Below are 23,617 nucleotides of genomic sequence, written 5' to 3' on the forward strand. Positions count from 1 at the left end.
CGAGTTTCGCCCCCAGTTGTCCAGTGCCCTCAGAGGCGGTTATCCACAGAGCTTATTCACACACCGTTGGTCGCCTTTTTCCCGGTTAACGCATTGATAAATCATGGTGACCGCACAACCTGCATGTGGATAAGTGGGCGGCTCGCCGCTACAATGGCCGCTTGTTTTTGCCTCACCGGCTTTCAACTTAGGGGATATCCGTGTCAGTGGAACTTTGGCAGCAGTGCGTGGAGCTTTTGCGCGAGGAGCTGCCTGCCCAACAATTCAACACCTGGATCCGTCCACTACAGGTCGAAGCCGAAGGCGACGAGTTGCGCGTCTACGCACCGAACCGTTTTGTGCTGGACTGGGTCAACGAAAAGTACCTGGGCCGTGTCCTTGAACTGCTGGATGAGCACGGCAACGGCATGGCGCCGGCGCTTTCCTTATTAATAGGCAGCAAACGCAGTTCGGCTCCGCGTGCTGCACCGAACGCGCCGCTGGCTGCTGCGCAGGTTTCCCAGGCCCAGGCAAATGCCGCGCCTGTGAGTACGCCATCCGTTCAGTCGCCAGCACCGGCGGCCAAGCGCTCGACGCAGAAAAGCCCCGAAATCAGCGATGAACCGTCTCGCGACAGTTTCGACCCGATGTCCGGTGCCGCTTCGCAACAGGCACCGGTTCGCGCCGAACAGCGCACTGTTCAGGTTGAAGGCGCGCTCAAGCACACCAGTTACCTGAACCGCACCTTTACCTTTGAAAACTTCGTCGAAGGTAAATCCAACCAGCTCGCCCGCGCGGCGGCCTGGCAAGTGGCGGATAACCCCAAGCACGGCTACAACCCCCTCTTCCTTTATGGCGGCGTCGGCCTGGGTAAAACCCACTTGATGCACGCGGTGGGTAACCATCTATTAAAGAAGAACCCGAATGCCAAGGTCGTGTACCTGCATTCCGAGCGTTTCGTGGCCGACATGGTCAAGGCGCTGCAACTGAACGCGATCAATGAGTTCAAGCGTTTCTACCGTTCGGTGGACGCATTGCTCATCGACGATATTCAGTTCTTCGCCCGCAAGGAGCGTTCGCAGGAGGAGTTTTTCCACACCTTCAACGCCCTGCTTGAAGGTGGTCAGCAGGTCATTCTCACCAGTGACCGCTACCCGAAAGAAATTGAAGGCCTGGAAGAACGCCTCAAATCGCGTTTTGGCTGGGGTCTGACGGTTGCCGTCGAACCGCCGGAACTGGAAACCCGTGTCGCGATTCTGATGAAGAAGGCCGATCAGGCCAAAGTCGAGTTGCCACACGACGCCGCGTTCTTCATTGCCCAGCGAATTCGCTCCAACGTCCGTGAGCTGGAAGGTGCGCTGAAACGCGTGATCGCCCACTCGCACTTCATGGGTCGCGACATCACCATCGAGTTGATTCGCGAATCCCTGAAAGACTTGTTGGCATTGCAGGACAAACTGGTCTCTGTGGATAACATTCAGCGAACCGTCGCCGAGTACTACAAGATCAAGATCTCGGACCTGTTGTCCAAGCGCCGTTCGCGCTCGGTGGCGCGTCCGCGTCAAGTGGCCATGGCATTGTCCAAGGAACTGACCAACCACAGCCTGCCGGAAATCGGCGATGTGTTTGGCGGTCGCGACCACACGACGGTTTTGCACGCCTGCCGCAAGATCAACGAACTTAAGGAATCCGACGCGGACATCCGCGAGGACTACAAGAACCTGCTGCGTACACTGACCACTTGATGAACACCAGCGCAGCTTATTAAGGCAAGGGACTAGACCATGCATTTCACCATTCAACGCGAAGCCCTGTTGAAACCCCTGCAACTGGTCGCAGGCGTCGTCGAGCGCCGACAGACCTTGCCGGTACTCTCCAACGTGCTGTTGGTTGTCGAAGGCCAGCAATTATCGCTGACCGGTACCGACCTGGAAGTCGAGCTGGTCGGTCGTGTGCAACTCGAAGAGCCGGCTGAAACAGGCTCCATCACCGTGCCTGCGCGCAAGCTGATGGACATCTGCAAAAGCCTGCCCAACGATGCGCTGATCGATATCAAGGTCGACGAGCAGAAGCTGGTCGTGAAGGCCGGTCGTAGCCGTTTCACCCTGTCCACTCTGCCGGCCAACGACTTCCCGACTGTCGAAGAAGGTCCGGGTTCGCTGACTTGCAGCCTGGAACAAAGCAAACTGCGTCGCCTGATCGAACGCACCAGCTTCGCCATGGCCCAGCAGGACGTGCGTTATTACCTCAACGGTATGCTGCTGGAAGTTTCCGAAGGCATTATCCGCGCTGTGGCTACCGACGGGCACCGTCTGGCCATGTGCTCGATGAAAGCCGATATCGGTCAGCCGGATCGTCACCAGGTCATTGTGCCGCGCAAAGGTATTCTCGAACTGGCGCGTCTGCTCACCGAGCCAGACGGTAACGTCAGCATCGTTCTGGGCCAGCACCACATCCGCGCCACCACCGGCGAATTCACCTTCACCTCGAAACTTGTCGACGGCAAGTTCCCGGATTACGAGCGCGTTCTGCCGAAGGGTGGCGACAAGCTGGTGTTGGGCGATCGTCAGGCACTGCGTGAAGCTTTCAGCCGTACCGCGATTCTGTCCAACGAGAAGTACCGTGGTATTCGTCTGCAACTGGCGAGCGGTCAGTTGAAGATCCAGGCCAATAACCCGGAGCAGGAAGAAGCGGAAGAGGAAGTGGGCGTTGAATACAACGGCGGCTCCCTGGAAATCGGCTTCAACGTGAGCTACTTGCTCGACGTGCTGGGCGTGATGACCACCGAGCAGGTTCGCCTGATTCTGTCCGACTCCAACAGCAGTGCGCTGGTGCAAGAGTCCGACAATGACGACTCGGCTTACGTTGTCATGCCGATGCGTCTGTAATCAGCTGACCCTGGATGTCCTTAAGTCGTGTTTCGGTCACCGCGGTGCGCAATCTGCACCCGGTGACCTTCTCCCCCTCCCCCCGCATCAACATCCTTTACGGCGCCAACGGCAGCGGCAAAACCAGTGTTCTGGAAGCCATTCATCTGCTGGGGCTTGCCCGTTCGTTTCGTAGCACGCGCCTGTTGCCGGTAATCCAGTACGAGCAACTCGCCTGTACCGTGTTCGGTCAGGTCGAGCTGGCCGAGGGTGGCCACAGCGCGCTGGGGATTTCGCGGGACCGTCAGGGCGAGTTCCAGATCCGTATCGACGGCCAGAACGCCCGCAGCGCCGCACAACTGGCGGAGATCCTGCCGCTGCAATTGATCAACCCGGACAGTTTCCGCCTGCTGGAAGGTGCGCCGAAGATTCGCCGGCAGTTTCTCGATTGGGGCGTGTTCCACGTCGAGCCGCGATTCATGGCCACTTGGCAGCGTTTGCAGAAGGCCTTGCGCCAGAGAAACTCCTGGCTGCGGCATGGTACACTTGACGCCGTTTCGCAAGCGGTTTGGGACAGGGAACTGTGCCAGGCCAGCGCTGAAATCGATGAATACCGCCGCGCTTACATCAAAGCCTTGAAACCAGTCTTTGAACAAACCTTGAGCGAACTGGTTGAGCTTGAAGGTTTGACGCTCAGCTATTACCGAGGCTGGGACAAAGACCGGGAATTGAGCGCCGTATTGGCCGGATCCCTGCAACGGGATCAGCAAATGGGTCATACCCAAGCCGGACCGCAACGGGCTGATTTGCGTCTTAGATTGGGCGCACACAACGCCGCGGACATCTTGTCCCGGGGTCAGCAGAAGTTGGTGGTCTGTGCTCTGCGGATTGCCCAAGGGCATCTGGTCAGCCAGGCCCGACGCGGTCAGTGTATTTATCTGGTGGATGACTTGCCGTCCGAACTGGACGAGAGCCACCGTCGCGCGCTGTGCCGCTTGCTGGAAGACTTACGCTGCCAGGTGTTCATCACCTGTGTAGATCAAGAATTATTGAGGGAAGGCTGGCAGACGGAAACGCCAGTCGCTCTGTTCCACGTGGAACAGGGCCGTATCACCCAGACCCACGACCATCGGGAGTGAAGGCATTGAGCGAAGAAAATACGTACGACTCAACGAGCATTAAAGTGCTGAAAGGCCTGGATGCCGTACGCAAACGTCCCGGTATGTACATTGGTGACACCGACGATGGCAGCGGTCTGCACCACATGGTGTTCGAGGTGGTCGACAACTCGATCGACGAAGCCCTCGCCGGCCATTGCGACGACATCAGCATCATCATCCACCCGGATGAGTCCATCACCGTTAAAGACAACGGTCGTGGCATCCCGGTAGACGTGCACAAAGAGGAAGGCGTTTCCGCCGCCGAGGTCATCATGACCGTCCTCCACGCTGGCGGTAAGTTCGACGACAACTCCTACAAAGTATCCGGCGGTCTGCACGGTGTAGGTGTGTCGGTAGTGAACGCACTGTCTGAAGAACTGGTTCTGACCGTTCGCCGCAGCGGCAAGATCTGGGAACAGACCTACGTCCACGGCGTACCTCAGGCACCGATGGCGATCGTTGGTGACAGCGAAACCACCGGCACTCAGATTCACTTCAAGGCTTCCAGCGAAACCTTCAAGAACATTCACTTCAGCTGGGACATCCTCGCCAAGCGCATTCGTGAACTGTCCTTCCTCAACTCCGGTGTGGGTATCGTCCTCAAGGACGAGCGCAGCGGCAAGGAAGAGCTGTTCAAGTACGAAGGCGGTCTGCGGGCGTTCGTTGAATACCTGAACACCAACAAGACTCCGGTCAACCAGGTGTTCCACTTCAACATCCAGCGTGAAGACGGCATCGGCGTGGAAATCGCCCTGCAGTGGAACGACAGCTTCAACGAGAACCTGTTGTGTTTCACCAACAACATTCCGCAGCGCGACGGCGGTACTCACCTGGTGGGCTTCCGTTCGGCACTGACGCGTAACCTGAACAACTACATCGAGCAGGAAGGTCTGGCGAAGAAGCACAAAGTCGCCACCACCGGTGACGATGCCCGTGAAGGCCTGACCGCGATCATCTCGGTGAAAGTGCCGGACCCGAAGTTCAGCTCGCAGACCAAAGACAAGCTGGTGTCTTCCGAAGTGAAGACCGCGGTCGAGCAGGAGATGGGCAAGTACTTCTCCGACTTCCTGCTGGAAAATCCGAACGAAGCCAAACTGGTTGTCGGTAAGATGATCGACGCTGCCCGTGCCCGTGAAGCGGCGCGCAAGGCCCGTGAGATGACCCGCCGTAAAGGCGCGCTGGACATCGCCGGCCTGCCGGGCAAGCTCGCTGACTGCCAGGAAAAAGATCCTGCGCTGTCCGAACTGTACCTCGTGGAAGGTGACTCCGCGGGCGGCTCTGCCAAGCAGGGACGTAACCGCAAGACTCAGGCGATCCTGCCGCTGAAAGGCAAGATCCTCAACGTCGAGAAAGCACGCTTCGACAAGATGATCTCGTCCCAGGAAGTGGGCACGCTGATCACTGCACTGGGCTGCGGCATTGGTCGCGAAGAGTACAACATCGACAAGCTGCGTTATCACAACATCATCATCATGACCGATGCTGACGTCGACGGTTCGCACATCCGTACCCTGCTGCTGACCTTCTTCTTCCGTCAGTTGCCGGAGCTGATCGAGCGTGGCTACATCTACATCGCCCAGCCGCCGCTGTACAAGGTCAAGAAAGGCAAGCAAGAGCAATACATCAAAGACGACGACGCCATGGAAGAGTACATGACGCAGTCGGCCCTGGAAGATGCGAGCCTGCACCTGAACGAAGAGGCCCCGGGCATTTCCGGTGAGGCGCTGGAACGTCTGGTGAACGACTTCCGCATGGTGATGAAGACCCTCAAGCGTCTGTCGCGCCTGTACCCGCAGGAACTGACCGAACACTTCATTTATCTGCCGGCCGTGAGCCTGGAAATGCTTGGCGACCACGCCAAGATGCAGGACTGGCTGGCCCAGTACGAAGTCCGCCTGCGCACCAACGAGAAGTCCGGCCTGGTCTACAAAGCCAGCCTGCGTGAAGATCGTGAACGTGGCGTGTGGCTGCCAGAAGTCGAACTGATCTCCCACGGCCTGTCGAACTACGTCACGTTCAACCGCGACTTCTTCGGCAGCAACGACTACAAAACCGTCGTCACCCTCGGCGCTCAACTGAGCACCCTGCTCGACGAAGGCGCGTACATCCAGCGTGGCGAGCGCAAGAAAGCGGTCACCGAGTTCAAGGAAGCTTTGGACTGGCTGATGGCCGAAAGCACCAAGCGTCACACCATCCAGCGATACAAAGGTCTGGGCGAAATGAACCCGGATCAGCTGTGGGAAACCACCATGGACCCAAGCGTGCGCCGCATGCTGAAAGTCACCATCGAAGACGCCATTGGCGCAGACCAGATCTTCAACACCCTGATGGGTGATGCGGTCGAACCTCGCCGTGACTTCATCGAGAGCAATGCCCTGGCGGTGTCCAATCTGGATTTCTGATCCGGTACACCCGTGACGGTTCGGCCACCCCAAAGGGTTGGCCGGCCAAGCCAGAAGAAGGCCCGCGCAAGCGGGCTTTTTTTTGCGTACGATGCAGCCTCGATTCCAGCCTCTGATGTTGGCGCATGACGAATGGACGTGTATCGATGAAGGATCTGCTTAAACGTTTGCCGGTTAATCTCTTGCCTTTGCTGATGGGCGTTCTGGCATTTTTTATCGTCGTGGGGCCAAGGGCGCTAAACCCGGAAAACATTGCCTGGCTGGGCCACAGTGATCCGGCGACGCATTACCTGGGGTGGGCGTTTTTCAGGCATTCACCCTGGTCGATTCCGCTGGGGCTCAATCCTTCCTATGGATTGGAGCTGGGCAGCGCGATCATCTTCTCGGATTCCAATCCGCTGTTTGCCTTTATCTTCAAACCGTTCGCTTCGCTGCTTCCCGAGCCGTTCCAGTACTTCGGGCTTTGGTTGCTGACGTGTTTTGTGCTGCAGAGCTGGTTTGCCTGGAAACTGATGGGGCTGGCCACAAGCAATGTGACAGTGCGTCTGTTGGGCGCGGCATTGTTTCTCTTCAACCCGGCGATGATTGCGCGCATGGGTGTCCATTTATCCCTTTCCGGACATTTCCTGATCCTCGCCGCGCTGTACCTGACGCTACGCCGTGGAAATGACAAGCGCGTTCTGGCCTGGGGAGCCCTGCTGGCTGCATCGGCTCTGGTCCATGCTTATCTGCTGGTCATGATTGCGTTGATCTGGTTCGCCGATCTTCTGTACCGAACCCTCAAAAACCAACTGAGATCGGGCAAGGCAGTTGCCGAGTTGTTCGGCCTCTTGTTGTTGACGGGATTGTGCTGCTGGCAGGCGGGCTACTTCACGATCAAGGGAGCTGGTCTGGCCTCCGTCGGGTTTGGGCTGTTCCGGGCGAATGCGTTGACCTTCTTCAACCCTGGCGGGTGGTCGTATGTTCTGAGGGATTTCCCCGGAGTGCCCGGCGATGGAGATGGCATGGCCTTCCCGGGGCTAGGGGTGATGTTGCTCCTCGTTTGCGCGTTGCCGCTCATGTTGTCCGGCAAGAACAACGGAGTGATGGCCGCCATACACAAGCGCTGGATATTGATGCTCGCGCTGGTCGGGTTGATGATTTTTGCGCTCTCCAACAAGGTCGGGATCGCGTCATACGAATTCGACTATTGGTTGCCGGACGCCTTCATTGAAATGGCGGGTATCTTCCGCGCATCGGGTCGGATGATCTGGCCGGTCATGTACGTGGCGATTTTCGCGGTGGTTTTCTTGGTGGCCCGAGGAACCAGACCGTATGCGGCGATCGTATTGTTGGCGCTGGCGGTAGTCGCTCAAGTGGCCGATACCCGTGCAGGCTGGGCAAACACGCGCAGCCATCTGATGATGGCTTCGCCGAGCAAGGAATGGAAAACCCCGTTGGTCGATCCTTTCTGGCGTAGCGCGGCATCGCATTATCAGAACGTGCGATGGATGAGTCCGCAAAACTTTTCCGTCCATTGGATGACACTGGCCGACTATGCAGGCAAATATCATCTGGCAACGGATGCCGTTTATCTGGGACGGGTCAGCGCGGTGGCGCAGGAAGCTGCTCAGCGTGCCGCAGAAAGGACCGTCGAGTCCGGAAAGTATGATGCCGACACCCTGTATGTACTGGACCAGCGGTCGGCGCTGCAAGCAACGGTCAAGCTGGATCGCACTGCCGATATCCTGGCCAGAATTGACGATTTTTATGTCTTGGCACCGGGTTGGAAGCGTTGTGCCGACTGTCCCGCCATCAAGGCAGTACAACCTCAAGAGCTGATCCCGACTTTCCAGCCGGGTGAAAAAATTCAGTTCACCGACAGCAGTTCGGGGGCCGCCGGTCTGGGTACAGGCTGGTGGGTTTCTGATGCCTGGGGTACCGGGTCTGTGGGTTCAGATGCGGAAATCATTCTGAGACCCGCCGGTCGTGTGACCTCGCTGTCGCTGGAAGCCAACGCCTTCCTGGCGGAATCACATCCGCGCCAGGTGGTGGATATCCGCATCAATGATGTTGCGGTGCTCTCCACCAGCCTGACCCAAGCCAGCGCGAACAAGATCGATGTCGTGCTACCGCCGCAGGTGCAGCAGCTCGTTGCGCAGCAAGGTGTCTTGCGCATCCAGTTTCATTTTCCATTGGCGATCAGCCCACACGAACTGGGGATGAGTGTGGATGAACGAAAGCTGGCGATCGGGTTGCTCGGGTTGACGTTTCATTGATCAGTAAAAAGAGATAGCAGCGCCTGCATTGATCTCGTGCAGGAGCTGCCGGAGGCTGCGATCTTTTGATCTTCATTCTTGTACAGTCGCCACACTCTCCAACCGATACCCGTACCCATAAATTGTCAGCAACTGCCATCCGCGATCGGCCGTCAGCCCCAGCTTGTTACGCAGCCGGTAGATATGCGTATCCAGTGGCCGTGACGAGGCCATCTCTTCATGGGGCCAGAAGCGCTCATACAAGTAATCCCGTGATAACGGTCGGCCAAGATTGCTGAACAGGCAGCGCGCCAGTCGATATTCACGCTCGGTCATCACGATGGGTTTGCCCTCGCGGGTGACCGTCAGTTCGGCGTCGTCGAATGTCAGGTCATTGAAGCTCAGCACCTCGGTCGCGGCGCTGCGTGACAGATTGTGCCGACGCAATACTGCAGCGACTCGCGCTTTCAGCTCATTGGGCCGGAACGGTTTGCTCACGTAGTCGTCGGCGCCGGCATTCAGCGCCTGGACGATATCGCTTTCGCCATCGCGGCTGGTGAGCATGATCGCTGCGGGAGGCGCTTCCATGTGTTCGCGGGTCCAGCGCAGCAACGCCAGACCGGTGAGATCAGGCAATTGCCAGTCGAGGATCAGCAGGTCGAAGGTTTCCCGGCGCAGTTGTCGCAGCAGGTCTTCACCGCGCTCGAAGCTGTGCAGCGACCATGGCTGTTCGGAGGCTTCGACCATTTGCTGCAGAGTCTGCTCGACCCGGCGCAGTTCGGCGGGTTCGTCGTCCAGTATCGCAACGCGCATACGCGGTGGTTCCTTGTTGCTGGGGCATCTAGCCGTAAACCTTAGTCGCTCGGGCCTAGCCATGAAAGTAAGCGGCCCGCCGTTGGTCGACGTCCGCTATGATTCTTCGGGTCATGTCTCAGACCAGTGACCCATGAAACCATTCACATTGCCCTGCCCTTTTTCCCATGAATGACCGCAGACGGCACGAAAGCCGCGAACCGAGCCAGGTGCAGCGACTGTTCCGCCAGTTGGTGCGCGAGTGGTTGTGGATAAGTCTAGTGCTGTTACCGCTGACTGCGCTGTTGTCGTACCGGGCGCAGGTCAATCTGCATGACGCGTCACCGGGGTTGGGCGCCGTGCTTTCCGTGGGTTTGGTGACGTGCGTTCTCGGGCTATTGTTATGGCGCCCGCGTCTGGCACTTTGGGTGACGCTGATCGGTATGGCTTGTGTGTTATTGACCAGCGCAGGGTTGGCGGAGATGCGGTGGTGGTGGTCACCGACGCCAGCCGTGCTGGGCATGCTGTTCGGCTACCTGATCTGGAACTGGCGACGCCTCAGCGTGGTGCTGACCTACTTTGGCTGGGAGTTGGCACGGCTGGACAATGAACCGAAAGTCTTCCCGGAACGCCGTCGCGCGCAGTTCACGGGCGCTGATCGCCTGCAGGGACAGATCATGGCGCTTGAACAAGCGATGAGCCGCACCCGTGATACGCGGCGTTTTATCGCTGACGGTCTGGAATACCTGCCGGTCGCCACGCTGATCAGCGACCCCAAAGGGCAGATTCTGTTAGGCAATCGCAAGGCGCGAAACCTGTTTGATAACCCTCTGGTGGGCGACGATGTGCTCGATCAGTTGGCGCAACTCGGCTACCCCGAATTGTCCACTGCCGCCCGCCCGTCGTTATCCGCCCTGCCCCTGCTGGAGTTCCGCGATCACAAGGAACGCAGCCTGCGCCTGGAGCGCGCGGCGTTGTTGCCGGTGGACGGCGATACGCCCATCGGCTGGTTGCTGAGTCTGACCGACCTCAGTGCCGAGCGTGCGGCCGAAGAGCAACGCAGCGTTTTGCTGCGCTTTCTTTCCCATGATCTGCGCGCCCCCCATTCGGCCATCCTCGCGTTGCTCGATGTCCATCGCCATCAGGCTGGCGCGGATGCGCCGCTGTTCGAACAGATCGAGCGCCAGGTGCGCCGCGCGCTGTCGCTGACCGATGGCTTCGTATTGCTGGCGCGGGCGGAGTCCGAGACTTACCAGTTTCAGCCAAGCCTGTTTGCGATGCTGGTACTCGATGTGCTGGATCAGGCGTTGCCGATTGCCCAACAGAAAAGCATCGAACTGCTGCACGACATGGATGAACCTTCTCAAGAGCGCCTAGTGCTGGCTGATCAAGGACTGCTGACCCGGGCGCTGTTCAATCTGCTGGAAAACGCGATCAAGTACAGCGGACCTCACACCAAGATTCACCTGCAGGTCCGCTGCGATGGCAACGTGTTGCGCGTTGAACTGAGTGATCAGGGCAAAGGCATTGCCGCCGAAGAGCTGCCCGATCTGTTTATTCAATACCGGCGGTTTTCCTCAGCCCAAGGCACCGATGGCGTCGGCTTGGGCCTGTCGATGGTCAAAGCTGTGGTCGATCACCATGGCGGCCGGATCGAGTGCCGCAGCGTGGTCGATCAAGGCACAACGTTCGTGCTTGAGCTGCCGTTGATTGCCGAGTAAGCAGGCACAAAAAACCGGCTATATCAGCCGGTTTTTTTACTTCCGAAAAAAACTTATGCACCTTTTACGGTGTTTTATGAGCTTGAGAAATATATAAGTAAATCAATCACTTAATTTCAATATTCAAGCCTTTTCAACAAAACCGTACACAGGTTATCCACAAAATCTCAGACAGTGATCTGATCATTTGCGGCCGGTGCCTGCGGGGCTGGTGGCAGCGAACCCATTTCGCGCTGAGTCTTCTCGTTCCAGGCCTGCACCCGATCATTCAGCTCGGCAATAGCGCGAGGCCCAGTGCCTTCGGCATACATTGGTTCACCGATGACCACAGTGATCACACCGGACTTCTTGCCCCAGCCGATTTTCGGCCAGAACTTGCCGGCATTGTGTGCAATCGGCAGTACCGGAAGCGCCGCATTCACCGCCAATGCGCTGCCACTGCGGGAAAACTTGCCGACCGTGCCATAAGGAACGCGAGTGCCTTCCGGGAAGATCAGTACCCAAACGTTGTCCTTGAGCAGCTCATCACCCTTGGCCGCGACCTGTTTCAGCGCAGCTTTCGGGTTATCGCGGTCAATGGCAATCGGCCGCAGCATGGCCATGGCCCAGCCGAAGAACGGCACATAGAGCAATTCGCGCTTGAGCACCTGGCTCAACGGCGAGAAATAAGCGGAGAGAAAAAACGTCTCCCAAGTGCTCTGGTGGTTCGACTGAATCACGCAGGGCCGGTCAGGCACGTTTTGCGCGCCTTTGATTTCGTAACGGATACCCAGAAACACCTTGGTCAACCACAAGGCGCAACGGCACCAGTACACGTTGATAAAACGATATCGCGCCTTGAACGGCAGAAAGGGCGCGATGAAAAAGCTCAGGCTGCACCACAGCAAGGACGTGGTGCCCAGCAGCAGGTAAAAAAGGAAAATTCTGAAGGCCCGCAGTATCGACATGGCGACGTTTACCGTTACGGGGCAATGCCCGACTGTTCAAGCGCACTCCCGATCAATCCTGGTCAGGAATGTCAGAAGTACTCTAGTTGTGGATAAGTTCTGCGGCAATCGCCGCCAGATCGTCAAAAATCAGAGTGCCAACCGGCAGGGTTTTGCCCTGAGTCTTTTCGCCTTTCCCGGTCTTTACCAAAACTGGCTGTGAATCGACGGCTTTGGCGGCCTCCAGGTCACCAAGGCTGTCGCCAACGAACCAGACATTCTCAAGCGTCACGTTGTAATGCGCCGCGATGGTTTTCAACATGCCCGGTTTCGGTTTGCGGCAATCGCAACCTTCATCCGGCCCATGCGGGCAGTAAACGATCAGCCCGACTTCACCGCCCTGCTCCGCCACCAGCTCGCGCAAGCGCGCGTGCATGGCATCGAGGGTGGCGAGGTCGTAGTAGCCGCGAGCAATGCCCGACTGGTTGGTAGCCACTGCCACCGTCCAGCCGGCCTTGCTCAACTGCGCAATCGCCTCGATCGAGCCGGGCAACGGAATCCACTCCGACACTGACTTGATGTAAGCGTCGGAGTCGTAATTGATCACTCCGTCCCGATCGAGAATCAGCAGTTTCAACAGCAATCCCTCAACCCAGCAGCGAAATGTCGGCAACGCCGAGGAACAAGCCACGCAGACGCGCCAGCAGCGCGTAACGGTTGGCTCGAACCTTGGCATCTTCGGCATTGACCATCACCGCGTCGAAGAACGCATCGACCGGCTCACGCAATGCCGCCAGGCGTGCCAGCGATTCGTTGTACTGACGCGCTGCGGCCATAGGCTGCACTGCCTGATCCGCTTGCTGGATCGCCGAGTACAGCGAGAACTCGTTGGCGTTGTCGAAGTATTTGGCTTCAACCACAGTCGGCACCGAGCCTTCAACTTTGCTCAACAGGTTCGAAACACGCTTGTTCACCGCCGCCAGCGCTGCCGCTTCCGGCAGTTTGCGGAAGGCCTGAACCGCTTGCACACGCTGGTCGAAGTCCAGCGCCGAACCTGGTTTCAGGGCACGAACCGACAGGTAAGTGGCGACATCGACGCCTTCGTCTTCGTAACGCGCACGCAGACGGTCGAAGATGAATTCCAGTACTGCTTCGTTGAGACCGGCCGCCTTGACCTTGGCACCGAACGCATTCACGGCGAAAGCCACGGCGTCGTTCAGGTCCAGATCGAGTTTCTTCTCGATCAGGATGCGCAGCACGCCGAGTGCCGCACGGCGCAGGGCATACGGGTCTTTGCTGCCGGTTGGCAGCATGCCGATACCGAAGATACCGACCAGGGTGTCGAGCTTGTCGGCGATGGCGACGGCTGCACCGGTCAGGGTCGCTGGCAGTTCGGCGCCGGCACCACGAGGCATGTACTGCTCGTTGAGCGCCAGCGCGACGTCTTCCGGCTCGCCGTCATTGAGGGCGTAGTAGTAACCGGCAACGCCTTGCATCTCCGGGAACTCGCCAACCATTTCGGTGGCCAGGTCGCACTTCGACAGCAAACCTGCGCGGGCAGCCCACGAGGCGTTGCCGCCGATGCGTGCGGCGATGTACGCAGCCAGTCGGGAAACGCGCTCGGCCTTGTCGTAGACGCTGCCGAGTTTTTCCTGGAACACCACGTTCTGCAGGCGATCGTTGAAGGCTTCGAGCTTCTGCTTCTTGTCTTGCTTGAAGAAGAACTCGGCGTCGGTCAGACGTGGGCGAACCACTTTCTCGTTACCGGCGATGATCTGCTGCGGATCTTTGCTTTCGATGTTGGCGACGGTGATGAACCGTGGCAGCAACTTGCCGTCGGCATCCAGCAGGCAGAAGTACTTCTGGTTGTCCTGCATGGTGGTGATCAGCGCTTCTTGCGGCACGTCGAGGAAGCGTTCCTCGAACGAGCACACCAGCGGCACCGGCCATTCGACCAGCGCGGTCACTTCGTCGAGCAGCGCTGGCGGAACGATTGCCGTGCCTTCCTGACGGGTGGCCAGCTCTTCGGTGCGCTTGCTGATGATCTCGCGACGCTCGTTGGCGTCGGCCAGTACATAAGCGGCACGCAGGTCAGCCAGGTAGCTCGACGGCGAACCGATGCGCACGCTTTCCGGATGGTGGAAGCGGTGACCACGGGAATCACGGCCAGCCTTCTGCGCGAGGATGGTGCAATCGATGACCTGGTCACCGAGCAGCATCACCAGCCATTGGGTCGGACGCACGAACTCTTCCTTGCGCGCACCCCAACGCATGCGTTTCGGGATCGGCAGGTCGTTCAGCGAATCTTCGACGATGGTCGGCAGCAGGCTCGCGGTCGGCTTGCCGGCGATGCTTTGGCTGTAGCGCAGTTTCGGGCCGCTCTGGTCGATTTCGCTCAGCTCGACGCCGCACTTCTTGGCAAAACCCAGGGCTGCCTGAGTCGGATTGCCTTCAGCGTCGAACGCCGCCTGACGTGGCGGGCCGTCGAGGTTGATGCTGCGATCCGGTTGCTGGGTAGCCAGCGCAGTGATCAGCACAGCCAGACGACGCGGTGCGGCGTAGACGGTTTTAGTCTCGTAGCTCAGGCCAGCCGCTTGCAGGCCCTTGTCGATACCGGCGAGGAACGCTTCAGCCAGAGTGTTCAGGGCTTTGGGTGGCAGTTCTTCGGTGCCCAGTTCAACCAGAAAATCTTGCGCACTCATTGTGCAGCCTCCAGCTTGGCCAGTACTTCGTCACGCAGGTCCGGGGTCGCCATCGGGAAGCCCAGCTTGGCGCGGGCCAGCAGGTAGGCTTGCGCAACGGAACGCGCCAGAGTGCGCACGCGCAGAATGTATTGCTGACGCGCAGTCACCGAGATCGCCCGGCGCGCATCCAGCAGGTTGAAGGTGTGCGACGCCTTCAGGACCATTTCGTAGCTTGGCAACGGCAGCGGCTGGTCGAGTTCGATCAGACGCTTGGCTTCGCTTTCATAGAAGTCGAACAGTTCGAACAGCTTGTCGACGTTGGCGTGTTCGAAGTTGTAAGTGGACTGCTCCACTTCGTTCTGGTGGAACACGTCGCCGTAGGTGACTTTGCCCATCGGGCCGTCAGCCCAGACCAGGTCGTAGACCGAGTCCACGCCTTGCAGGTACATCGCCAGACGCTCGAGACCGTAGGTGATCTCGCCGGTCACCGGGTAGCACTCGATGCCGCCGGCCTGCTGGAAGTAAGTGAACTGCGTCACTTCCATGCCGTTGAGCCAGACTTCCCAGCCCAGACCCCAGGCGCCGAGGGTCGGCGATTCCCAGTTGTCTTCGACGAAGCGAATGTCGTGGACCAGCGGGTCGAGGCCGACATGCTTGAGGGAGCCCAGGTACAGTTCCTGGAAGTTGTCCGGGTTCGGCTTCAGGACAACCTGGAACTGATAGTAGTGCTGCAGACGGTTCGGGTTTTCGCCGTAACGGCCGTCAGTCGGACGGCGGCTTGGCTGTACGTAGGCGGCGTTCCAGGTTTCCGGGCCGATGGCGCGCAGGAATGTCGCGGTGTGGAAAGTGCCGGCGCCTACTTCCATATCGTAGGGCTGAAGTACCACACAACCTTGCTCGGCCCAGTATTGCTGGAGCGCGAGGATCAAGTCTTGGAAGGTACGCACGGCTGGCGTAGGCTGGCTCACGAAATTCACCTGTTTCTTGGGCTGCGATTTAAAGAGCGGGAGTATACCCGATTCAGTCGCACCTCCACCCCTGGAGCCTTATGCCACGCTGCTTTTGGTGTACCGAAGATCCGCTGTACATGGCTTATCACGATCAGGAGTGGGGCACGCCGCTACGCGATGCGCAGGGTTTGTTCGAGTTGCTTTTGCTCGAAGGGTTCCAGGCCGGGCTGTCGTGGATCACCGTGTTGCGTAAACGCGAGCGCTATCGCGAGGTGTTGTTCGACTTCGACGTACAGCGCGTGGCGCAGATGAGCGACGCCGAAATCGACGAATTGATGCTCGATCCGGGGATCATCCGCAACCGTCTCAAACTCAACGCCGCCCGGCGCAATGCCCAGGCCTGGCTGGCGCTGGAGGATCCGGTGGCGTTCCTCTGGTCGTTCGTCGGCGACCGACCGATCATCAATCATTTCAAGGATCGCAGCGAAGTCCCGGCGATCACCCCCGAAGCTGTGGCGATGAGTAAAGGCCTGAAAAAGGCCGGGTTTACGTTCGTCGGCCCGACCATTTGCTACGCGCTGATGCAGGCCTCGGGCATGGTCATGGATCACACGCAGGATTGCGACCGCTACGCGCAGCTCGTCAACGGCGGTTAGAATGCCCGCCTCGCGCACCGCACAAAGATCAGGAGTGACCTGTGGAAAAGTTTAAAGGCGCCTTGCTGGTAGGCGCTCTGCGGCTGTTTGCCCTGCTGCCATGGCGGGCCGTGCAGGCCGTGGGTTCGGCGATTGGCTGGATCATGTGGAAAACCCCCAACCGTTCCCGCGACGTGGTGCGGATCAATCTCGCCAAATGTTTTCCACAGATGGACCCGGTCGAGCGTGAACGTCTGGTCGGGCAGAGCCTGAAAGACATCGGCAAGTCGCTGACCGAAAGCGCCTGCGCGTGGATCTGGCCGGCACAGCGCTCGATCGATCTGGTGCGCGAAGTCGAAGGCCTCGACATCCTCAAGGATGCGCTGGCCTCGGGCAAAGGCGTGGTCGGCATCACCAGCCACCTGGGCAACTGGGAAGTGCTCAACCACTTTTATTGCAGCCAGTGCAAACCGATCATTTTCTACCGTCCGCCGAAGCTCAAGGCGGTGGATGAATTGCTGCGCAAACAGCGCGTGCAACTGGGCAACAAAGTCGCTGCCTCCACCAAGGAAGGCATCCTCAGCGTCATCAAGGAAGTGCGCAAAGGTGGTGCAGTGGGCATTCCCGCTGACCCGGAACCGGCCGAATCCGCCGGGATCTTCGTGCCGTTCTTCGCCACTCAGGCACTGACCAGCAAATTCGTGCCGAACATGTTGGCCGGTGGCAAAGCCGTCGGCGTGTTCCTCCACGCACTGCGCCTGCCCGATGGTTCCGGCTACAAAGTGATCCTCGAAGCGGCGCCCGAGGCCATGTACAGCACCGATACCGCCGAGTCATGCGCCGCGATGAGTAAAGTCGTCGAGCGCTATGTGGCGGCGTATCCGAGCCAGTACATGTGGAGCATGAAGCGCTTCAAGAAACGTCCGCCGGGCGAAGAGCGCTGGTACTGACCCACTTGGCACACTCTGTGGATAACTTGTAGGAGCTGCCGCAGGCCGCGATCTTTTGATCTGGCTTCTGCGGTTATTCACACCCCGTTCATCGAAGGGCGCAGAAAGATGTCCGAACAACGCAAATCCTTCCGCATCAAGATCAGCCACGACAGCTTCGGCGAATGTCTCGGGCAGACGCGCAATCTGACGCCTGTCGGGGTATATGTGCAGCACCCGCGTCTGGCGTCATTGCCCAAGGGCGCAGTGGTTTATGGCCAGGTGCAGGGTTTACCCACAGGTGCGCCACGGGTGCGGATGGAAGTGGTGACGGTGGATGCCGACGGCATCGGTCTTCGCTATCTTTGACTTACTGCGCCTGACGCTCGAGCTTCTTCAGAAACACCGTCATTTCCTTTTCGGCCTGCTTGTCGCCATGGGCGCGTGCGGCTTCCAGACCGTGTTCCCATGCCTGCCGTGCGGCGGCGTGATCGCCCAGCGCGAGTTGCGCCTTGCCCAACAATTTCCATGCTGCGGAATACTTCGGATCAAAACCGACACAGCGTTCGAAGTGCTCGGCGGCCTTGGCGTTTTCGCCCAGGTCCAGATAACCCTTGCCGAGGCCGAAGCGCAGCAGGGAGTTATCCACACCCTTGGCGAGCATTTTTTCCAGGGATTCGAGCATCGGTGGATTCCTTTTCTGGTGTTCCAGGGAAAATCTGTGGCGCCGCCATCGCTGGCAAGCCAGCTCCCACAGGGATCTTTGGTGTGCATCACATCTTTGAACAACCAAAAAAACTGTGGGAGCTGGCTTGCCAGCGATGGGGCCAGTGCAGGCACTGAAAAATCCGGATCAGAAGAAGCTCAACCCCACATGGAACAGCTTCTCCACATCGCGAATATGCTTTTTATCCACAAGGAACAGAATCACATGGTCGCCCGCCTCGATCACCGTGTCGTCATGGGCGATGATCACTTGTGCATTGCGGATCACCGCGCCAATCGTGGTGCCCGGCGGCAAACCGATCTTCTCGATCGGCTTGCCGATGACCTTGCTCGATTTCGCATCACCGTGGGCAATCGCCTCAATGGCCTCCGCCGCACCGCGGCGCAGTGAGTGCACGCTGACGATATCGCCACGACGCACGTGGGCCAGCAGCGTGCCGATGGTCGCCAGTTGCGGGCTGATGGCGATGTCGATGTCGCCGCCCTGGATCAGGTCGACGTAGGCCGGGTTGTTGATGATCGTCATGACCTTCTTCGCCCCCAGCCGTTTCGCCAGCAGCGACGACATGATGTTGGCTTCGTCATCGTTGGTCAGGGCGAGGAAGATGTCTGCATCGGCGATGTTCTCTTCCAGCAGCAGATCGCGATCCGAAGCGCTGCCCTGCAACACCACGGTGCTGTCGAGGGTGTCGGAGAGATAGCGGCAACGTGCCGGGTTCATCTCGATGATTTTCACCTGGTAGCGACTTTCGATGGCCTCGGCCAGACGTTCGCCGATCTGCCCGCCGCCAGCGATGACGATGCGCTTGTAGGTCTCGTCGAGACGACGCATTTCGCTCATGACTGCGCGAATATTCTCACGGGCAGCGATGAAGAAGACTTCGTCATCAGCCTCGATCACCGTGTCGCCCTGCGGCAGGATCGGCCGGTCGCGGCGGAAAATCGCGGCGACGCGGGTCTCGACATTCGGCATGTGCTCGCGCAACTGGCGCAGTTGCTGGCCTACCAGTGGCCCGCCGTAATAGGCGCGCACTGCCACCAGTTGCGCCGCACCGTCGGCGAAGTCGATCACCTGCAAGGCGCCGGGATGCTGGATAAGGCGCTTGATGTAGTTGGTAACAACCTGCTCGGGACTGATCAGCACGTCGACCGGAATCGCTTCGTTCTGGAACAGCTGCTCTTCGCGATTGAGGTAGGACGCTTCGCGCACGCGGGCGATCTTGGTCGGCGTGTGGAAAAGCGTGTGGGCAACCTGGCAGGCGACCATGTTGGTTTCGTCGCTGTTGGTCACCGCGACCAGCATGTCGGCGTCGTCGGCGCCGGCCTGACGCAGCACCGATGGCAGCGAGCCACGGCCCTGCACGGTGCGGATATCGAGGCGGTCGCCGAGGTCGCGCAGGCGCTCGCCGTCGGTGTCGACCACGGTGATGTCGTTGGCTTCGCTGGCCAGATGTTCCGCCAGCGAACCGCCGACCTGCCCTGCACCGAGGATGATGATTTTCATCCAGTCACTCCATTGAATCCGTTTAGCCGCGCGCGGCAGCGATCTTGATCAGCTTGGCGTAGTAGAACCCGTCATGCCCGCCCTGCTGGGCCAGCAATTGGCGACCGTGGGGCTGTTTGATCCCGGCAGTCGTGGCCAGATCCAGCTCCCGGGCTCCTGGCGTGCGCTCGAGGAACGCGGCAATCACCTCGGTGTTCTCGGTCGGCAGCGTCGAGCAGGTGGCGTAAAGCAGGATGCCGCCCACTTCGAGGGTTTTCCACATGGCGTCGAGCAGCTCGCCTTGCAGTTGTGCGAGGGCGACGATGTCGTCTGGCTGACGGGTCAGCTTGATGTCCGGATGGCGACGGATCACGCCAGTGGCCGAGCACGGCGCGTCGAGCAGAATGCGCTGGAACGGTTTGCCGTCCCACCACTTTTCAGTATCGCGACCGTCGGCGGCGATCAGTTCGGCGTTGAGGCCGAGGCGCTCGAGGTTTTCCTTCACGCGCACCAGACGCTTGGCTTCCAGATCTACTGCCACCACGCCGGCCAGCGCCGTTTCGGCTTCGAGGATGTGGCAGGTCTTGCCACCCGGCGCGCAGCAGGCGTCGAGCACGCGTTGCCCTGGCGCCAGATCGAGCAGGTCGGCGGCCAACTGCGCGGCTTCGTCCTGCACGCTGATCCAGCCCTCGGCAAAACCCGGCAGGCTGCGCACATCGGCAGCGGCTTCGAGAATGATGCCGTCGCGGCTGTAGACACATGGCGTTGCGGCGATTCCGGCGTCGGTCAGCAGACCGAGGTAGGCGTCGCGGCTGTGATGGCGGCGGTTGACCCGCAGGATCATCGGTGGATGCGCGTTATTCGCCGCGCAAATGGCTTCCCACTGTTCCGGCCAAAACGCTTTGAGGGATTTTTGCAGCCAGCGCGGGTGGGCGGTGCGCACTACCGGATCGCGCTCCAGCTCGGCGAAAATCGTTTCGCTTTCGCGCTGGGCGTTGCGCAGCACGGCATTGAGCAGACCCTTGGCCCAAGGCTTTTTAAGCTTGTCGGCGCAACCCACGGTTTCGCCGATGGCGGCGTGGGCTGGCACGCGGGTGTAGAGCAACTGGTAGAGGCCGACCAGCAGCAGCGCCTCGACATCGGCGTCAGCTGCCTTGAACGGCTTCTGCAGGAGTTTTTCTGCCAGTGCCGACAGGCGTGGCTGCCAGCGGGCGGTGCCGAACGCCAGATCCTGAGTGAAGCCGCGATCGCGGTCCTCGACCTTGTCCAGTTGCGTCGGCAGGGAACTGTTCAGCGAGGCTTTGCCGCTGAGCACGGCGGCAAGTGCCTTGGCGGCGGCCAGACGTGGGTTCATTGCGCGTCCACCGCTGCGCCGAGGACGGTGCCAACAGCGAATTTCTCGCGACGGCTGTTGAACAGGTCGCTGAAGTTCAGCGCCTTGCCGCCGGGCAATTGCAGACGGGTCAGGCACAGTGCTTGTTCGCCGCAGGCGACGATAAGGCCGTCCTTGCTGGCGCTGAGGATGGTGCCCGGCGCGCCTTTACCGTCGGCGATTGTCGCCGCCAGCACTTTCAGCGCCTCACCGTTGAGGGTGCTGTGGGTAATCGGCCATGGGTTGAAGGCGCGGACCAGGCGTTCCAGCTCAACCGCAGGACGGCTCCAGTCGATGCGGGCCTCGTCCTTGTTCAATTTATGTGCGTAGGTGGCGAGCTCGTCATTCTGCACTTCGCCTTCCAGTGTCCCGGCTGCGAGGCCCGCGATCGCTTGCACCACGGCTGGCGGGCCCATCTCGGCGAGACGGTCATGCAGCGTACCGCCCGTGTCTTCGGCAGTGATTGGCGTAACGACCTTGAGCAGCATCGGCCCGGTATCCAGGCCTGCCTCCATGCGCATCACGGTCACGCCGCTTTCGGCGTCGCCCGCTTCCACGGCACGCTGGATCGGCGCCGCGCCGCGCCAGCGCGGCAGCAACGACGCGTGGCTGTTGATGCAGCCCAGGCGCGGAATATCCAGCACCACTTGCGGCAGGATCAGGCCGTAGGCGACTACCACCATCAAATCCGGCTTCAGTGCGGCGAGTTCAGCCTGAGCGTCAGCGTTGCGCAACGTCGGCGGCTGCAACACCTGGATATTATTTTCCAGCGCCAGCTGTTTAACCGGGCTCGGCATCAGTTTTTGTCCGCGACCGGCCGGACGATCCGGTTGGGTGTAGACCGCAACGATCTCGTAAGGGCTGTTCAGCAGGGCCTTGAGGTGTTCGGCGGCGAATTCCGGGGTGCCGGCAAAAACGATGCGCAGTGGCTCAGTCATGAAGGGGTCTCATAAAAAGAAAAAGGCTTGCCGCAGCAAGCCTTTGAAGGAGGGCATCAAGCGTTCTGGCGATGCAGCTTTTCCAGTTTCTTCTTGATCCGGTCGCGTTTGAGCGTGGACAGGTAATCGACGAACAGTTTGCCGTTGAGGTGGTCGCATTCGTGCTGGATGCACACCGCGAGCAGGCCTTCGGCGATCAGTTCATAGGGCTTGCCGTCGCGGTCCAGCGCCTTGATCCTGACCTTCTGCGGGCGGTCGACGTTTTCGTAGAAACCCGGCACCGAGAGGCAGCCTTCCTGGTACTGATCCATCTCGTCGGTCAGCGATTCGAACTCGGGGTTGATGAACACCCGGGGTTCGGTGCGGTCTTCGGAAAGGTCCATCACGACGATACGTTTGTGCACGTTGACCTGGGTCGCGGCAAGGCCGATGCCCGGCGCTTCATACATTGTTTCAAACATGTCATCGACCAACTGACGCACTTCGTCGTCCACTACAGCCACAGGCTTGGCGATAGTACGCAGACGCGGGTCCGGGAATTCGAGGATGTTTAAAATGGCCATAGGCTGATTGCTGCACGTATTGAGTAAAGTCGGGTCGATGGCCTGGCAGGTCCGAAGATGCAGGCTACCGTTGTGAAGCGTAGCTAATGCAGTTTGCACTAGCGAGCCACGGGGGCTCTGACGGTTCACGCGAACGCACATGATAAAGGGATTCGCTGCATGAGGAAAACACTACTCGCCCTGCTGCTGTTGGCCTCGGCCGGCGCTGCGCAAGGGCAAGTGCAACTCAGGGATGGTTTTCCACAGCAATACACGGTGGTTTCGGGGGACACGCTCTGGGACATTTCCGGCAAATACCTGCGCGAGCCCTGGCAGTGGCCACAACTGTGGCGGGCCAACCCGCAGATCGAAAACCCCAATCTGATCTATCCCGGCGACACGCTGACGCTCAGTTACGTCGATGGCCAGCCGCGCCTGACCGTCAATCGCGGCGAATCACGCGGCACCATCAAGCTGTCGCCGCGTATCCGCACCAGCCCGGTGGCCGAGGCGATTCCGAGCATTCCGCTGAAATCGATCAACAGCTTTCTGCTGAGCAACCGCATCGTCGACAAGGTCGAGGATTTCGACAAGGCGCCGTACATCGTCGCCGGCGATGCCGAACGCGTGCTCAGCGGCACCGGCGACCGGATCTTCGCGCGTGGCCATTTCGACCCGAATCAGCCGGTCTACGGCATCTTCCGCCAGGGCAAGGTCTACACCGATCCGCAGACCAAGGAGTTCCTGGGGATCAACGCCGATGACATCGGCGGTGGTGAGATCGTTGCCACTGAAGGCGATGTCGCCACCCTCGCCCTGCAACGCACCACTCAGGAAGTGCGCCTCGGTGACCGCTTGTTCAGCGGCGAGGAGCGCTCGATCAATTCGACCTTCATGCCCAGCGCACCGACCAGCAATATCAACGGCGTGATCATCGACGTGCCACGCGGCGTCACCCAGATCGGCGTGATGGACGTAGTCACCCTGAACAAGGGCAAACGCGACGGGCTCGCCGAGGGCAATGTGCTGGTGGTCATGAAAACCGGCGAAACCGTCCGCGACCGGGTCACCGGCCAACCGCTGAAAATCCCCGACGAACGGGCAGGATTGCTGATGGTGTTCCGCACCTACGACAAACTCAGTTACGGCCTCGTGCTCAATGCATCGCGCTCGCTGGCGGTGCTCGACAAGGTGCGAAATCCGTAAGCATGCTTCACAAGTTACCAACAGAGTTATCCACAGCTTGTTCCGAATAGTTCGGGGCTTATAACGAT

The 23,617-nt window shown here is 59.6% G+C and carries 20 protein-coding genes; 10 read left to right on the forward strand and 10 right to left on the reverse strand.

The window, feature by feature from the left end; genetic code table 11:
• Positions 1 to 200: 200 nt before the first annotated feature.
• The 5 genes from dnaA to KI231_RS00025 all read left to right on the forward strand — a co-directional run bounded on the left by dnaA (position 201) and on the right by KI231_RS00025 (position 8,666).
• Positions 201 to 1,724 carry a chromosomal replication initiator protein DnaA gene (gene dnaA / locus KI231_RS00005; RefSeq protein ID WP_103302870.1) on the forward strand — a complete coding sequence of 508 codons (1,524 nt, stop codon included), beginning with the start codon at positions 201 to 203 and terminating at the stop codon, positions 1,722 to 1,724.
• Between the two features lie 39 nt (positions 1,725 to 1,763).
• Positions 1,764 to 2,867: a DNA polymerase III subunit beta gene (dnaN, locus tag KI231_RS00010; protein ID WP_007911887.1), complete on the forward strand. Its 1,104-nt coding sequence runs from the start codon at positions 1,764 to 1,766 to the stop codon at positions 2,865 to 2,867.
• Positions 2,868 to 2,881: 14 nt separating this feature from the next.
• The gene (recF, locus tag KI231_RS00015; RefSeq protein ID WP_213027091.1) at positions 2,882 to 3,985 is read left to right on the forward strand and encodes a DNA replication/repair protein RecF; all 1,104 of its coding nucleotides are present in this window, start codon (positions 2,882 to 2,884) and stop codon (positions 3,983 to 3,985) included.
• Between the two features lie 5 nt (positions 3,986 to 3,990).
• Positions 3,991 to 6,408 carry a DNA topoisomerase (ATP-hydrolyzing) subunit B gene (gene gyrB, locus KI231_RS00020; RefSeq protein ID WP_103302957.1) on the forward strand — a complete coding sequence of 806 codons (2,418 nt, stop codon included), beginning with the start codon at positions 3,991 to 3,993 and terminating at the stop codon, positions 6,406 to 6,408.
• A gap of 146 nt (positions 6,409 to 6,554) precedes the next feature.
• Positions 6,555 to 8,666, forward strand: coding sequence for a DUF6311 domain-containing protein (locus KI231_RS00025; protein WP_213027092.1), 2,112 nt, complete (start codon positions 6,555 to 6,557; stop codon positions 8,664 to 8,666).
• 72 nt (positions 8,667 to 8,738) lie between these two features.
• Here KI231_RS00025 and KI231_RS00030 read toward each other — a convergent pair whose 3' ends face one another.
• Complete coding sequence (locus KI231_RS00030) at positions 8,739 to 9,458, reverse strand: response regulator transcription factor (protein WP_213027093.1); 720 nt, start codon at positions 9,456 to 9,458, stop codon at positions 8,739 to 8,741.
• A gap of 167 nt (positions 9,459 to 9,625) precedes the next feature.
• On the opposite strand from KI231_RS00030, the gene KI231_RS00035 reads away from it, so the two are divergent.
• Complete coding sequence (locus tag KI231_RS00035) at positions 9,626 to 11,158, forward strand: sensor histidine kinase (protein ID WP_213027094.1); 1,533 nt, start codon at positions 9,626 to 9,628, stop codon at positions 11,156 to 11,158.
• Between the two features lie 167 nt (positions 11,159 to 11,325).
• Here the strand turns inward: KI231_RS00035 and KI231_RS00040 are convergent, their stop codons facing one another.
• From KI231_RS00040 to glyQ, 4 genes are all read right to left on the reverse strand, one after another.
• A complete protein-coding gene (locus KI231_RS00040; RefSeq protein ID WP_103302874.1) occupies positions 11,326 to 12,105 on the reverse strand; it encodes a lysophospholipid acyltransferase family protein in 780 nt (259 codons plus the stop codon).
• Positions 12,106 to 12,187: 82 nt separating this feature from the next.
• On the reverse strand, positions 12,188 to 12,727 hold the full coding sequence (gmhB, locus tag KI231_RS00045; protein WP_177431363.1) for a D-glycero-beta-D-manno-heptose 1,7-bisphosphate 7-phosphatase: 540 nt from the start codon (positions 12,725 to 12,727) through the stop codon (positions 12,188 to 12,190).
• Positions 12,728 to 12,731: 4 nt separating this feature from the next.
• Positions 12,732 to 14,786, reverse strand: coding sequence for a glycine--tRNA ligase subunit beta (gene glyS, locus KI231_RS00050; RefSeq protein WP_213027095.1), 2,055 nt, complete (start codon positions 14,784 to 14,786; stop codon positions 12,732 to 12,734).
• On the reverse strand, positions 14,783 to 15,736 hold the full coding sequence (gene glyQ / locus KI231_RS00055; RefSeq protein ID WP_025112261.1) for a glycine--tRNA ligase subunit alpha: 954 nt from the start codon (positions 15,734 to 15,736) through the stop codon (positions 14,783 to 14,785). Before glyQ ends, glyS begins: the two co-directional genes overlap by 4 nt.
• An 80-nt stretch (positions 15,737 to 15,816) precedes the next feature.
• On the opposite strand from glyQ, the gene tag reads away from it, so the two are divergent.
• The 3 genes from tag to KI231_RS00070 all read left to right on the forward strand — a co-directional run bounded on the left by tag (position 15,817) and on the right by KI231_RS00070 (position 17,651).
• On the forward strand, positions 15,817 to 16,374 hold the full coding sequence (gene tag / locus KI231_RS00060) for a DNA-3-methyladenine glycosylase I (RefSeq protein WP_213027096.1): 558 nt from the start codon (positions 15,817 to 15,819) through the stop codon (positions 16,372 to 16,374).
• Between the two features lie 41 nt (positions 16,375 to 16,415).
• Positions 16,416 to 17,303, forward strand: coding sequence for a lysophospholipid acyltransferase (locus tag KI231_RS00065; RefSeq protein WP_213027097.1), 888 nt, complete (start codon positions 16,416 to 16,418; stop codon positions 17,301 to 17,303).
• Positions 17,304 to 17,411: 108 nt separating this feature from the next.
• Positions 17,412 to 17,651, forward strand: coding sequence for a pilus assembly protein PilZ (locus tag KI231_RS00070; RefSeq protein ID WP_103302878.1), 240 nt, complete (start codon positions 17,412 to 17,414; stop codon positions 17,649 to 17,651).
• A 1-nt stretch (position 17,652) separates the two neighbouring features.
• Here KI231_RS00070 and KI231_RS00075 read toward each other — a convergent pair whose 3' ends face one another.
• The 5 genes from KI231_RS00075 to def all read right to left on the reverse strand — a co-directional run bounded on the left by KI231_RS00075 (position 17,653) and on the right by def (position 22,364).
• Positions 17,653 to 17,967: a tetratricopeptide repeat protein gene (locus tag KI231_RS00075; RefSeq protein WP_103302879.1), complete on the reverse strand. Its 315-nt coding sequence runs from the start codon at positions 17,965 to 17,967 to the stop codon at positions 17,653 to 17,655.
• A 168-nt stretch (positions 17,968 to 18,135) separates the two neighbouring features.
• On the reverse strand, positions 18,136 to 19,512 hold the full coding sequence (gene trkA, locus KI231_RS00080) for a Trk system potassium transporter TrkA (protein WP_103302880.1): 1,377 nt from the start codon (positions 19,510 to 19,512) through the stop codon (positions 18,136 to 18,138).
• A 22-nt stretch (positions 19,513 to 19,534) separates the two neighbouring features.
• Entirely contained in the window at positions 19,535 to 20,845 is a 1,311-nt protein-coding gene (gene rsmB / locus KI231_RS00085; protein ID WP_103302881.1) for a 16S rRNA (cytosine(967)-C(5))-methyltransferase RsmB, read from the reverse strand.
• On the reverse strand, positions 20,842 to 21,801 hold the full coding sequence (fmt, locus tag KI231_RS00090; protein ID WP_213027098.1) for a methionyl-tRNA formyltransferase: 960 nt from the start codon (positions 21,799 to 21,801) through the stop codon (positions 20,842 to 20,844). The genes rsmB and fmt overlap by 4 nt, the downstream gene beginning before the upstream one ends.
• Positions 21,802 to 21,857: 56 nt before the next feature.
• Positions 21,858 to 22,364, reverse strand: coding sequence for a peptide deformylase (gene def / locus KI231_RS00095; RefSeq protein ID WP_095191107.1), 507 nt, complete (start codon positions 22,362 to 22,364; stop codon positions 21,858 to 21,860).
• 159 nt (positions 22,365 to 22,523) lie between these two features.
• On the opposite strand from def, the gene KI231_RS00100 reads away from it, so the two are divergent.
• Complete coding sequence (locus tag KI231_RS00100; protein WP_103302883.1) at positions 22,524 to 23,549, forward strand: LysM peptidoglycan-binding domain-containing protein; 1,026 nt, start codon at positions 22,524 to 22,526, stop codon at positions 23,547 to 23,549.
• Positions 23,550 to 23,617 lie beyond the last annotated feature (68 nt).

The organism is Pseudomonas sp. Seg1 (assembly GCF_018326005.1).
GTDB lineage: Bacteria > Pseudomonadota > Gammaproteobacteria > Pseudomonadales > Pseudomonadaceae > Aquipseudomonas.

Bases quoted from the DNA above. Each gene is read 5' to 3' on its own strand.
- tag (WP_213027096.1), top strand. From the start codon at position 15,817: ATGCCACGCTGCTTTTGGTGTACCGAAGATCCGCTGTACATGGCTTAT.
- recF (WP_213027091.1), top strand. From the start codon at position 2,882: ATGTCCTTAAGTCGTGTTTCGGTCACCGCGGTGCGCAATCTGCACCCG.
- KI231_RS00040 (WP_103302874.1), bottom strand. From the start codon at position 12,105: ATGTCGATACTGCGGGCCTTCAGAATTTTCCTTTTTTACCTGCTGCTG.
- glyS (WP_213027095.1), bottom strand. From the start codon at position 14,786: ATGAGTGCGCAAGATTTTCTGGTTGAACTGGGCACCGAAGAACTGCCA.
- trkA (WP_103302880.1), bottom strand. From the start codon at position 19,512: ATGAAAATCATCATCCTCGGTGCAGGGCAGGTCGGCGGTTCGCTGGCG.
- KI231_RS00035 (WP_213027094.1), top strand. From the start codon at position 9,626: ATGAATGACCGCAGACGGCACGAAAGCCGCGAACCGAGCCAGGTGCAG.
- KI231_RS00025 (WP_213027092.1), top strand. From the start codon at position 6,555: ATGAAGGATCTGCTTAAACGTTTGCCGGTTAATCTCTTGCCTTTGCTG.
- KI231_RS00030 (WP_213027093.1), bottom strand. From the start codon at position 9,458: ATGCGCGTTGCGATACTGGACGACGAACCCGCCGAACTGCGCCGGGTC.
- KI231_RS00100 (WP_103302883.1), top strand. From the start codon at position 22,524: ATGAGGAAAACACTACTCGCCCTGCTGCTGTTGGCCTCGGCCGGCGCT.
- KI231_RS00070 (WP_103302878.1), top strand. From the start codon at position 17,412: ATGTCCGAACAACGCAAATCCTTCCGCATCAAGATCAGCCACGACAGC.
- rsmB (WP_103302881.1), bottom strand. From the start codon at position 20,845: ATGAACCCACGTCTGGCCGCCGCCAAGGCACTTGCCGCCGTGCTCAGC.
- KI231_RS00075 (WP_103302879.1), bottom strand. From the start codon at position 17,967: ATGCTCGAATCCCTGGAAAAAATGCTCGCCAAGGGTGTGGATAACTCC.
- dnaN (WP_007911887.1), top strand. From the start codon at position 1,764: ATGCATTTCACCATTCAACGCGAAGCCCTGTTGAAACCCCTGCAACTG.
- def (WP_095191107.1), bottom strand. From the start codon at position 22,364: ATGGCCATTTTAAACATCCTCGAATTCCCGGACCCGCGTCTGCGTACT.
- fmt (WP_213027098.1), bottom strand. From the start codon at position 21,801: ATGACTGAGCCACTGCGCATCGTTTTTGCCGGCACCCCGGAATTCGCC.